Here is a 12,898-nt window from a genome sequence, read left to right as displayed (position 1 = left end):
ATATTATTAAAAATATTATTCATATACTATTTCAGTTCAAGGTTAACAGATTTTTTAACTTCTTCAAGTAACTTACCGCTATCTATAATATCAGTTGCTTTTTCAAGTTCATCATAGATTTCAATGTCCTTATCTTGTTCAATAAAGTCAACAAAATCTCTTATTACATCGTAAGCTTTTTGAGTTCCCTTGCCTAGATGAAGCTTACCATTTTCCATTTCCCTTCTGAAATCAACTGCTTGAGCAGCTATCATAAGTTCAGTTGCCAAAACTCTTTTAACGTTAAATACTACTTCACGAGCTTTTCTTGCTGCCCATTGACCCATAGATACAAAGTCTTCTTGATTTTCACAAGATGTTATTGAATCAACTGATGCAGGGTGAGCCAAAGTTTTATTTTCAGATACAATTGCTGCTGCTGCATATTGAGTAATCATAAATCCTGAATTTAGACCTGGGTGTTTAACAAGAAAAGATGGCATTCCTGAAAGTGTTGTATTTATTAGTCTTTCAATTCTTCTTTCAGAAACATTTCCTAGTTCTGAAACTGCAATAGCCAAAAAGTCAAGTGGTTGAGCCATAGGTTCACCATGGAAATTACCTCCACTGATTACATGGCCTTCTCCTGTTACTATTGGGTTGTCTGTTGCAGAATTTATTTCGATTTCTACCTTTTCTTTAACATATTCAATTGAATCTTTACTTGCACCATGAATTTGTGGAATACATCTAAAAGAATAAGCATCTTGTACTCTTAACTGTGCAGTATGAGTTACATATGTTGAATCTTCAAGCAATTCTCTCATATTTTTTGCAGTTGCAAGATTTCCTTCATGTGGTCTTATTGTGTGAAGTTCTTCCCAGAAAGCATCTATAATTCCTCTTGCACTTTCTATAGATAAAGCACCAGCTATATCAGCTATTTTTGCAAGTTCAATTGCATCGTAAGTTGCAAGAGCACCAGTAGCTGTTAAAATTGTTGTACCATTAATTAAAGCAAGACCTTCTTTAGCAGCAAGTTTAATAGTTTTAAGTCCTGCACGCTTCATCGCTTCAGCACCCTTTAAAAGTTCTCCTTCATAATATGCCTTTCCAAGACCAAGCATTGGAAGAACCATATGAGCAAGTGGAGCTAAGTCACCGCTGGCACCTAGAGAACCTTTTTCAGGAATAAATGGTACTACATTTTTGTTTAACATAGCTACCAAAAGTTCAATTGTAGAAAGTCTTATTCCAGAAACACCTTTTAACAATGAATTAATTCTAATGGCAATTGATGCCCTTACTTCAGCTTCTGATAATGGATTACCATATCCTGAAGAGTGAGTTCTGATTAGATTTTCTTGTAATTGTGCGTTATCTTCTTCTGGAATGCTAACCCTTGAAAGCGAACCAAAACCGGTATTAATTCCGTAAACAACTCTTTCTTCTTCAACAATTTCTTCAACAAACTTTCTTGATTTTTCAACTTCAGTTTTTGCACTTTCATCAATTTCAACTTTTTCATGAAATCTTGCAATTTTTACTAAATCTTCTAATGTAAGATTATTTCCATTTAAAACTATCATAATAATTATTCTCCTTTTTTTTAACACTTTTAATTTTTAATAAAACTTTTATTTTTAGCTGCATCAAAAATTTTAATTTTTTTTGATTTAGACTTAGCTAACGAAATTATACCTTGTAAATCTTCAGACTTGAAATAAAATCTCTTAGTTATATCACCCTTGGTAAAATAAATAATTTTTAGATCTTTGTAGTCATAATCATTAGCATAAGTTAATGCGTAAATATCTTCCCAATCCCAAATCTCATAAGATTTGCTAATAAAAATATTGTAAAATATTTCAAGCCCCCTACTTGTAACTACAACATATCTTTTATAAACCAAGGTTAAAAACAACACTAAAGCAATAAAAAGCCCAATTCTATAAACTGTAAAAAACCCAATTAAGGCAAAAAGAATTGTTAAAAACCACGCAATATAATTTACATAATTTTTTCTATTTTTTACATCTATATATGAGTAGATATTTCCATCTAAATCTTTCCAAGGTAAATCAAATTTCACTATAAAACCTTTCAATTAATCTATTTAATAATATATTTTTTTTAACTTTTAACGAATACTAGGTGCTTTTCCTTCAGCTCTTCTCTTTTCAAGTTGAGAAACTGCATACTTATGAATTTTTTCAGGAGCATTTGGAACATTTTTAAGCATTTTTGTTTTACCAAACAAATTAGTATAAGCGCCATCAGCCCAGAAAATATTGCGTCCTAAATAAGCGGTGATAACTGCATATATTGGATTTAATAAGTTAACAAAAGCAAATGGGAAGAATTTAAAAGGTGAAATTCCCAAAGTTCGCATTTGATAAGCGCCACAAGCAGTCCAAGGAAACATAACAGCCCAAAGTGTACCAGCATCTTCAAGTGTTCTAGAAAGCATATTTCTTGCAAGTCCCAAATCGTCATACTTATCATCATATAATGGTGCAGGAACTCCAATACCTAAAAATTGGTCACACATTGTAGCATCACAGAAAATTGATGTCATCATTGTTGCAAGGACAAGTCCTCCAACACTATTTATTCTCTTCTTTAAATTTCCAAATAATTTTTCTACGGTACCACATTTTTCAAGGATACCTCCAAAAGATACTGCTAAAATAATAAGGTTTATTGTCCACATTTGATGGTCCATACCACCTTTAGCTAAAGCTGCATCCAAAAATTCATTTCCTGTTTCTACACTTGGTCCATAGTGAAGAACTGAAAAAATTTCTCCAAGAGATCTTGGTTCTTGGAAAATAAGTGAAAAAATCACACCTGTAAATACAGAAATCATTACACCAGGTAATCCTGGAACTCTTAAAATACAAACTACCACAATTACTAAAATTGGAATAAGTAAGAATGGGTTAATATTAAAAGAACCAATTATCGCATCTTGAATCCCCTTAGCAATTGTTGGGTCATATGTCCCAATATTTGAACCCATACCCAAGATTGTATAAAAAATTAGTGCCAAAACAAATACTGGTCCTGTAGTTGAAACCATAGCTGTAACGTGGTCAAATAAACCAGTTTGTGCAACACCTGCTGCTAGGTTAGTTGTATCAGATAATGGTGAAAATTTATCACCAACATAAGCTCCTGAAATTGCCATGCCGGCGGTTATCGCTGGGTTAATACCAAGGCCTTGACCTATTGTCATAAAAGCAATACCTATTGTACCTGTAGCAGTCCAAGAAGAACCACAAGCAAGTCCAACAACAGCAACAAGAAGACATCCAACAGGTAAAAATAATTTTGGTGTCAAAATATCTAAACCGTAATAAATTAGAGCTGGAATTGTACCTGATATCATAAAAGATGATATTAAAAGTCCGACAGTAAGTAAAATTAATATAGCTTCCAATGTCGCATCCAATCTTTGAATCATACCAGCAACCATATCTGACCAGGTATGACCGCACATAATTCCAACAATTGAACCCACAATAATGCCAATAATTAATGGCATATGTGCAGCGTTATAAGTCTCGTTACTAAAATTAAAAACATAAATCATAAGACCAACCATTGTAAGAACAGGCAAAAGAGCTTCCAATAAATTTGGTAGCCTTACAGTTTTTTTACTATTGTCCATAATAACCTCCTTTAAAACTTTGCGCTTTGTGAAAACGCATACACATTGATTAAGCAGAAAAACTCTGCGCTAAATGTATCTGATTAGAAACTAAACAGATAAGCTTTGAAAATATCCAAACAAATTTCACCATTTGGATTATTTCAAAATGAATATGATATAGGCACTTTTCATACCTAACTTCATACTTAAATTATTTCACACAGGAAAATCATTGTCAACATAAAAAAAGATAAACTTTTTGACAAAAAAGGCTAAAATACAATATGTTAGCAAGACTTTTCGATAACTGTTTAGCACAGAAAAAAGTTTTAAATAATTCATAAAATATAAAAGCCTTAATTATCAATAACTTCAGCATATGGTAAAATTTTTAAGTGAAATGTCAATCAATATTGCAAAAATAAATACAATAAAAAATATTTTTATTTTTTAATTTCCTTTAAGATACCTATAATATAATTCAAAAAATTTTTACCTTTAAATTTAAAATAATTAATGATTAAATATATTTACTTTAAAATATAATTTTATACTTACAAAAACGTGCAAATTTTATTTACACAAAAAAATCCGGGATTGTGTCCCGGAAATTTTTTATTATTTTACTAACTGTCTTTGATCAACAACAAGTTCTCCATCTATATAAACTTTTTTACATAGGTTTGTTGCAAAGAAATATAACAAGTAGTCAAGATTTTTGGCTTCAAATACTGATATATTTGCAGCCTTACCTTCTTCAAAAGAACCCATTGTTTTGGCTCTATCTATTGAATATGCGGCATTTATGGTAACAGCATTAAATACTTCTATTGGGGTGAGTTTTAAGGCAAAACATCCTAACTGCATAATAAATTGCAAATTTGCTGTCGGGCATGAGCCTGGGTTTGAATCAGTACATAGGGTGATTGCCATGCCATTTTCAAGCATTTTTCTAGCTGGTGCATAAGTGTCTTCCATCAAGGAGAAAGTTGTCCCTGGCAAAAGATTACCTATTATATTATTTTCTGCAAGTGCCTTAATTGACTCATCACTTATTACCATCAAGTGTTCTGCTGATCTTACCTTTAATTCAGATGCAACTTTTGTACCACCGATATCTGCAATTTCATCTGAATGAATACGAAGTTTAAAGCCGTTTTTTCTTGCTGCTTCGAGTATTCTTTTTGATTGTTCGGCAGTAAATACATCTTTTTCGCAAAATACATCACAAAATTCTGCCAGACCTTTTTCTTTAATTTTTGGCATCATATCAATAACAATGTCTACATATTTGTCAGGGTCATCTTTATATTTTTCTGCAATTACATGGGCAGCCATAAATGTAGGAACAAGTTCAACCTTTAAATCTTCGTTGATTTTTTTTATGACTTCTAGTTCTTTAACTTCTGTATCAAGTTCAATTCCATAGCCTGATTTTGCTTCTACAGCTGTAACCCCATGAATCATAAATTGTTCCACAAGATTTCTTGTTTTGTCATATAATGTTTCAAAGCTTGCTTCTTTTGTTGCTTTAAGTGTTGATAAAATTCCACCGCCAGCGGCTAGTATATCAAGGTATTTCATGCCATTTAATTTCATGGCAAATTCATTTTCTCTGCTGCCACCGTAAACAAGGTGAGTATGAGCATCAATTAATCCTGGAGTAGCCACGCATCCCTTTAAATCTTCCATTTTTGTATGCTCATCTTGAAGTGATTTATAAGCATCTCCTTGTCCTATTTGTAAAATTTTACCATCTTTTATTGCAATGTAGGCATTTTTTAAAATATCAGCTTCATTCATTTCTTTTCCTCTAAGCGGTCTGCCCAAATCCTTAGGTGAAAATACTTCTTCTAAATTATATAAAATCTTATCAGCTTTCATAATAACCTCCCCTTATTTTGATAAATTATCCCAATTTAAAAACTAACCTTAATTTTAGATTTACTTAATTATTTTGTCAAGGAAAACAATTTTATAATTATGACTTTGCTAGCTAATTGGATAATATTTACAAGATGTAATTTTATTATTTATAAGTATATAAAAAAGCTTATTTATTCTGAAAACATTTTTAATTCATCAAATTAAAAATCAGTTTACAAAATTTTTTCATTGTTTTATAATTATTTAAAAAGGAGGTTGATTAACTTTTATGGATAATCAAACATTAGAAAAAGCGATGGTAGTTAGGCTGGATTTTCTTCCTGAAAAGAAAACTTTCGAGCCTGGAATAAGGCGTGCTCCAGATAGAGGATTCAGATTAACCAAAGAACAAACTAAGATTGCTCTTAGAAATGCTCTTAGATATATACCGGAAGAATATCATGAAGAACTTATTCCTGAATTTTTAGAAGAATTGACAAGTCGTGGAAGAATTTACGGCTATAGGTTTAGACCACAAGGAAGAATTTGGGGTAAAGCAATTGATGAATATAAGGGTAATTGCTTAGAAGGAAAAGCATTTCAAGTTATGATTGATAATAATCTTGACTTTGAAGTTGCTCTTTATCCATATGAACTTGTTACTTATGGAGAAACTGGTTCAGTATGTCATGACTGGATGCAATATAATCTTATAAAAAAATATTTAGAAGTTATGCATGATGACGAAACTCTTGTAGTTGAATCAGGTCATCCTCTAGGACTTTTTAAATCTAGAAAAAATGCTCCAAGAGTTATCACAACAAACGGACTTATGATTGGTGAATATGATAACTTAGATGATTGGGAAATTGCTGAAGAAATGGGAGTTGCAAACTACGGTCAAATGACTGCAGGTGGATGGATGTATATAGGTCCTCAAGGCATAGTTCACGGTACTTATAACACAATTTTAAATGCAGGAAGATTAAAACTTGGTCTTGGCGAAAAAGATAATCTTAAAGGAAAACTTTTTGTATCATCTGGTCTTGGTGGCATGAGTGGTGCTCAAGGTAAGGCTGGAGATATAGCAGGAGCTGTTTCAATTATTGCAGAAGTAGATATTTCAAGAATAGAAACAAGACTTGAACAAGGCTGGATTATGAAACTTGCAGAGTCTTCTGAAGAAGCTGTTAATATGGCTTTACAAGCACAAAAAAATAAAGAAACTTTATCTATTGCATACCATGGAAATATAGTTGATCTTCTTGAATACATGGATGAAAAGAATATTCATATAGATTTATTATCTGATCAAACTTCTTGTCATAATGTTTATAATGGTGGCTACTGCCCAGTGGGACTAACATTTGACCAAAGAACAGATATGTTAGGAAAAGATATTAAAAAATTTAGAGAATTAGTAAATGCTACACTTAGAAGACATTTTGAAGTAATAAAAAGACTTGTCGACAAGGGAACATATTTCTTTGACTACGGTAACTCATTTATGAAAGCAATTTTTGATTCAGGTGTAAAAGAAATATCTAAAAATGGTGTTGATGATAAAAACGGATTTATTTGGCCATCATATGTTGAAGATATTATGGGACCACTTCTATTTGACTATGGATATGGACCTTTCAGATGGGTTTGTCTTTCAGGAAAACACGAAGACCTTATAGAAACTGATAAGGCTGCTATGAGCTGTATAGACCCTGAAAGAAGATACCAAGATAGAGATAACTATAACTGGATTAGGGATGCAGAAAAAAATAAATTAGTTGTAGGAACTCAAGCTAGAATACTATACCAAGATGCAAAAGGTAGGGTTGCTATTGCACATAAATTTAATGAATTAGTAAGAGAAGGAAAAATCGGACCTGTAATGATGGGTCGTGACCACCATGATGTATCAGGAACTGATTCACCTTTCAGAGAAACATCAAATATTAAAGATGGTTCCAATGTAATGGCAGATATGGCAACACAATGTTTCGCAGGAAACTGTGCCAGAGGAATGAGCCTTGTTGCTCTTCACAATGGCGGTGGTGTTGGAATTGGCAAAGCGATTAACGGAGGATTCGGACTTGTACTAGATGGTTCTGAGCGTGTAGATGAAATAATAGATTTATCTCTAACATGGGATGTTATGAGTGGCGTAGCTAGAAGAAGTTGGGCTAGAAATGAACACGCTATGGAGGTTTCAGTAGAATTTAACGATGAAAAAACAGGAGTTATTACTCTTCCCTATTTAGTTGATGATAAGTTAATTGAAGATGCTGTAAAAAACATTAAATAAGCTTTATTAAAAAATTAAGTCGGGTGCTTATCCGACTTATTTTTTAATTTACATAATATTTTAAAAATTTACAAAAGATTGTTTGTTTTACATAATACTTTTTTTATTTTTAATTTTAATATATACTTTAATAGTATGAAAGGAGGTTTTTTATGAAATACCAAGAAATTGTAAAAGGTATTTTTATAGAAAGGATAAATAGATTTATAGGTAAAGTTATTATAGATGGGAAAGAAGAATTGGTTTATATACCAAACACCGGAAGGTGTGAAGAACTTTTTATTAGAAATGCTCAGTGCTATCTAAGTAAAAATGATTCTCCTAAAAGAAAAACAAAATATACTCTTACATCTATATTGAAAAACGAAATACTTATAAATGTTGATTCCACAGCTCCTAATAACGTTGTTGAAGAAGCAATCAAAGAAAATAAAATAGATTTTGGTTTTGAAGTTAAAAGTTATAAGAGAGAATTTAAATTTGATAAAAGTAGATTTGATTTTTACTTAGAAGGTGAAAATAAAAAAGCCTTTTTGGAAGTAAAGGGTGTAACTCTTGAAAATAATGGACTGGCATCTTTTCCTGATGCACCTACAAAAAGAGGTTTAAAACACATAAAAGAGCTTTCTATGGCTATTGATGAGGGATATGATGCCTATATATTATTTTTAATTCAAATGCATGGTCCCAATGAATTTTTCCCCAATTATAAAAGACATTACGACTTTGCTAAGGAATTAGAAATGGATAACCAAAAGGGAGTAAAGGTTCTAGTTTATGATTCTCTTGTAAGTCCATATGAAATAAAAATTCTTGATAAAATAAACTATAATTTGGACCATATTATTTTAAGACTGGCTGAATTTTCCGATAAAAAAGCTATAGAAAAGATTTATGATGATGGTTCAAAATCTCTTCATGCAATGGGTGTAGACCAATGGCAAGGAAGTTATAAACCTAACCTTTCCAATATGCAAGAACTCTTAAATAAAGAAGAGCTTTTTGTATTAGAAGATAAGGTTCCTGTGGCGACTGCTATTTTACAAACTTATGATTCAGATTATGAAGATATAAGAGGAGAATACCTCTATGGGAAAAAATATTTAAGTATCCATAGGTTTGCTGTAGCTGGAAACCACAGAAATAAAGGCTATGCCAGAAAACTTTTAAATAAAATTGAAGATTTGGCAGTTGAAATGGGGCTTAATGTATTAAGAATTGACACTCACAAGGATAATTATAAAATGCAACATATTTTACGTTCATGTGGCTTTAGATTTGCCGGTGTTATTTATTTTAAAGGTAAGCTGCCCAGAGATTCTTTCGAAAAACCCCTGCGCATAAAATAATTCCATGAACGAAAATAATAAAATAATTTTTAGACTTTGCAAAAAATCAGATAAAGAAAAAATACTAAAAATTTATGATGACGGCTCAAAAGCCTTAAATAAATTGGGAGTGGACCAATGGCAAGGCTCTAAGAAACCTAATCTTGATAATTTAGAAGAACTAATCACAAATAAAAATCTATACGTTCTTGAAAGTGATGATATAATTGCCACAGCCCTTTTAAGAAATTACGATAAAGATTATGATAATATTGATGGCAAATGGGTCTATGAAGGACCATATATAGTTATTCATAGATTTGCTACTAAATCAGAAATTCACCGTAAGGGCTATGGCAAATTTCTTTTTAAAGAGATAGAAAAATTTGCAAAAAATAACAATATAGATATTTTAAGAATTGATACTCATGAAGAAAATCTTCCCATGCTTGGTCTTTTAAAATCTTTAGCTTTTAAATACAGGGGTATTATCTATATAGACGGCAAAGATAAAAGGTTAGCTTTTGAAAAAAAACTAACCTAAACCAAGTACCTCAAAAAAATCGTTGCAAGACCTAGAAATATAAAAAATCCACAGGTATCTGTAAATGTCGTTAAGAAAATGGAAGATGCAACAGCAGGGTCAATATTAAATTTATCAAGTAATAGGGGTATCAAAAATCCTGTTATTCCTGCTATTATCATATTACCAATCATAGATAAAAATAATATTATGGCTAAATATATATTATTAGACCACATCGTAAAAATACCAGCGGTGATTATCCCAATGACAGCCCCTTGCAAAAATCCAAGAATAATTTCTTTCATGATAAGATTAAAATCTTCCTTAAGGGAAACCTCTCCCCTTGCAAGAGAAGTTAATACAATTGATAAGGTCTGACTTCCAGAGTTTCCACCCATACCTGTAACTATAGGCATAGCTACTGATAAAACTACAACTTTTGAAATCGTAGGTTCAAATTGTTTAACAACAGATGAAGCTAAAAATGCTGTTAGTAGGTTTATGATAAGCCACGGCAATCTGGATTTTACAGATTTTACAATTCCTGAATCTAGATCTTCATGTCCCACCCCATGCATAGCAAGCATATCTTCGTTTAACTCATCTTCAATTACAGGGATAATATCTTCTGATGTTATTACCCCTAGGATTGCTTTATTTTGATTTAGAACAGGTAATACTGTCAAATCATATTTAGTAAATAAGTTAGCTGCAATTTCCTGATCATCTCTACCGTACACATAAAAATTCAATTGTTCATATAAATCTTTTAGTAGATCCTCATCATCTGCAGTTAAAATTGTCCTCAAAGTTACATAACCTTTGAGCCTGTGCATATAATCAGTAATAAAAATTTCATCAATTATTTCTGTTTCAGGAGAAATTTGTTTAATTTTATTGAGGGCATCTTGGGCAGTTAAATTTTCTCTTAAAGAGATAAAATTTGTACTCATTATGCCCCCTGCTGTATCTTCGTCAAAGGACAAAATCATCTTCAAGATGTTAGAATCTGATGTCTTCATAATTTTTAAAATTTCTTTACGCCTAACTGTGGGTAAATATCCCAAAAGATCTGCCACATCAGAATTTTTCATATGCGAAAATATTTCTATTAGCTGAAAATCATTAAATGATTTAGATATTCTTACGGCAAATTCCTCGTCACAAACTTCAAAAATTTCTGCCACATTTACATCTTTACATAGCCTTAAAAATTTAAAAAGATTCTCATCGGATAAGTCTTCAAGTTCATCTAAAATATCAACAACATGGTATTGTTCAAATAATCTATTGGCTAGAAACTCATCTCTTCCTTTAATTATCACACCTATCTCTTTTGAAATATTATCCATATTTACCTCACTTATCTCTACAGCCTTCTAGTTCAATCAGAAATCTTGACATCTCATTTTTAATATTATTCCTATAGTAAGGATATATTAAAAAAAGATTTTCCTTGGTTCTTGTCATAGCAACATAAAATAATCGTCTTTCCTCTTCTAATCCTAATGTATCATCAGGCAAAATGTCTATAGCACTCTTAGAAGGAATATTTCCATCTATTAAATCAATCATAAATACATTAGTAAATTCTAATCCTTTTGATGAGTGAATAGTTGAGAGGAATAAATTTATATTTGAATCATTAGGTTTTTTCAATAAAAACTGCAAATGTTTAAGTCTACCAATAAATTCATCAATATCTTTAGCATTTTCACCAATCAAGCTTATATAAAATAGATACTCAGAAATAGAATTCATATTTTCTCCGAGTCTCTTTGCATTTTCCTCTAAATACTTATTATAACCCATTTCATATTGAATGAAAGATATAGCCTTAGATAATTTCATGTTTTTTAATATTTTAAAATCACTGGCAAGTTTAGAAATATTTTTTAAATAATATGGTGGCAAATTAGGATATGCCATTAATTCTTTAAAAATATTATCAGTAACTTTATTTTTTAAATAAGCAATATGCCTTTTTGAAATATAGCCTTCAAGTTTGTAATAAAATTTTTGATAGAGAGCTAAGTTTGATAAGTCATTTGAAAAATTAATAATATCAATTATATCCTTAACTATAAAATGAGAGAAAAACTTATTTTTGTTATCTTTAATATTAAAATCAATATTGTTTCTTTCCAAAAATTCAACAAGACCTATGGCAGATAGATTGTTTCTATATAAAATTGCACAGCTACCTTGCAATTTCGGCAATTTATCCCTAATAAATTCGTACTGATCCAAAGAGTTCTTTAGTTTAATCAGCTCAACTGGATTTTTCCAATCATTATTTGTGCAAATAGCTTTTTTGAAACGGTTCTGATTTTGCCCAATAAATAAATTTGAAATATTAACAATATTTTTTGAAGACCTGAAATTCTCTTCCATATAATAGATTTTTAAATCCTTATAAGTTTCATTTAACTTCAATAATTCATCAGGTTTTGCTCCTCTAAAACCATAAATACTTTGGTCATCATCAGCAACAATAAAAATATTATCTTTAGGCTTAGCCAAAAGTTTTAAAATTAAAAATTGCACATAAGAAGTATCCTGACCCTCATCGAGCTGAATAAAATCAAAATAAGACCTGTACTTATTCTTAAAATAGGCATCATCTTTTAAAATTTTGTAAGTTAAAGTTAGCATATCATCAAAATCAATATAATGATTTTCTTTCTTATAATTTTCATAAGACAGAAAAATCTTTTGAAAATTAGCAGTCTGACAATTAAAATTGTTCTCAAAAGATGAGGGATTAAGAAGCAAATTTTTACAAAGGGAAATTTCATTAGAAGTCATATCCAATAAATCTTCAGTTGGATAAGTATTATTAATTGAAATATAGATATTTTTTAAAACCTGATTTTTCAATGATTTTTTTTCTTCAATAAGCTTATAATTTTTACCACGAACCCTTGCATAATCAAGAAGTATTTTATATGAAAAAGCATGAATAGTTAAAAAATTAGTATTCAAATTAGAAGACATTTTAGAAAATCTCTTTGACATTTCATTAGTTGCTGCCTTAGAAAAAGTTATAGTTAAAATTCTTTTGGCATCTACGCCCGTTTTTATAAGATTTAAAGTTCTGTGTAAAAGTATAGTCGTCTTGCCTGCCCCAGGAACAGCTAAAACAAGTGCCGGTCCATCTCTATGTAAAGTTACTAATTTTTGTTTTTCTGTAAGTTCCAAAAAAATTCCCTCCATAATTAGTCTATACTATTTTTTTAGTTTTT

The 12,898-nt window shown here is 30.7% G+C and carries 9 protein-coding genes; 3 read left to right on the top strand and 6 right to left on the bottom strand.

Translation table 11 applies throughout. The annotated features are described in order from the left end of the window. Positions 1-26: 26 nt before the first annotated feature. The 4 genes from hutH to hutI form a co-directional block, all read right to left on the bottom strand. Positions 27-1,568 carry a histidine ammonia-lyase gene (gene hutH, locus HMPREF9131_RS04215; protein WP_009345560.1) on the bottom strand — a complete coding sequence of 514 codons (1,542 nt, stop codon included), beginning with the start codon at positions 1,566-1,568 and terminating at the stop codon, positions 27-29. Positions 1,569-1,597: 29 nt separating this feature from the next. Beyond that, positions 1,598-2,071 carry a hypothetical protein gene (locus HMPREF9131_RS04210; RefSeq protein ID WP_009345618.1) on the bottom strand — a complete coding sequence of 158 codons (474 nt, stop codon included), beginning with the start codon at positions 2,069-2,071 and terminating at the stop codon, positions 1,598-1,600. 48 nt (positions 2,072-2,119) lie between these two features. Then, positions 2,120-3,652 carry a Na+/H+ antiporter NhaC gene (nhaC, locus tag HMPREF9131_RS04205; RefSeq protein WP_009345587.1) on the bottom strand — a complete coding sequence of 511 codons (1,533 nt, stop codon included), beginning with the start codon at positions 3,650-3,652 and terminating at the stop codon, positions 2,120-2,122. A gap of 600 nt (positions 3,653-4,252) precedes the next feature. Further along, positions 4,253-5,518 carry an imidazolonepropionase gene (gene hutI / locus HMPREF9131_RS04200; RefSeq protein ID WP_009345569.1) on the bottom strand — a complete coding sequence of 422 codons (1,266 nt, stop codon included), beginning with the start codon at positions 5,516-5,518 and terminating at the stop codon, positions 4,253-4,255. A gap of 271 nt (positions 5,519-5,789) precedes the next feature. Between hutI and HMPREF9131_RS04195 the strand changes: the two genes are divergently transcribed. The 3 genes from HMPREF9131_RS04195 (at position 5,790) to HMPREF9131_RS04185 (ending at position 9,671) form a co-directional block, all read left to right on the top strand. Beyond that, the gene (locus tag HMPREF9131_RS04195; protein WP_009345535.1) at positions 5,790-7,799 is read left to right on the top strand and encodes a urocanate hydratase; all 2,010 of its coding nucleotides are present in this window, start codon (positions 5,790-5,792) and stop codon (positions 7,797-7,799) included. Between the two features lie 152 nt (positions 7,800-7,951). Beyond that, the gene (sfsA, locus tag HMPREF9131_RS04190) at positions 7,952-9,148 is read left to right on the top strand and encodes a DNA/RNA nuclease SfsA (RefSeq protein ID WP_009345568.1); all 1,197 of its coding nucleotides are present in this window, start codon (positions 7,952-7,954) and stop codon (positions 9,146-9,148) included. A 4-nt stretch (positions 9,149-9,152) separates the two neighbouring features. After that, positions 9,153-9,671, top strand: coding sequence for a GNAT family N-acetyltransferase (locus tag HMPREF9131_RS04185; protein WP_009345521.1), 519 nt, complete (start codon positions 9,153-9,155; stop codon positions 9,669-9,671). Here the strand turns inward: HMPREF9131_RS04185 and mgtE are convergent. Beyond that, positions 9,668-11,005, bottom strand: coding sequence for a magnesium transporter (gene mgtE, locus HMPREF9131_RS04180; RefSeq protein WP_009345490.1), 1,338 nt, complete (start codon positions 11,003-11,005; stop codon positions 9,668-9,670). The genes HMPREF9131_RS04185 and mgtE overlap by 4 nt on opposite strands. 7 nt (positions 11,006-11,012) lie before the next feature. Further along, a complete protein-coding gene (locus tag HMPREF9131_RS04175; protein WP_009345631.1) occupies positions 11,013-12,854 on the bottom strand; it encodes an ATP-dependent helicase in 1,842 nt (613 codons plus the stop codon). Between the last annotated feature and the right edge of the window lie 44 nt (positions 12,855-12,898).

It is taken from the genome of Peptoniphilus sp. oral taxon 836 str. F0141, from assembly GCF_000179335.1.
Lineage (GTDB): Bacteria > Bacillota > Clostridia > Tissierellales > Peptoniphilaceae > Peptoniphilus_A > Peptoniphilus_A lacrimalis.
This window is presented reverse-complemented; position numbering and strand designations above follow the sequence as displayed.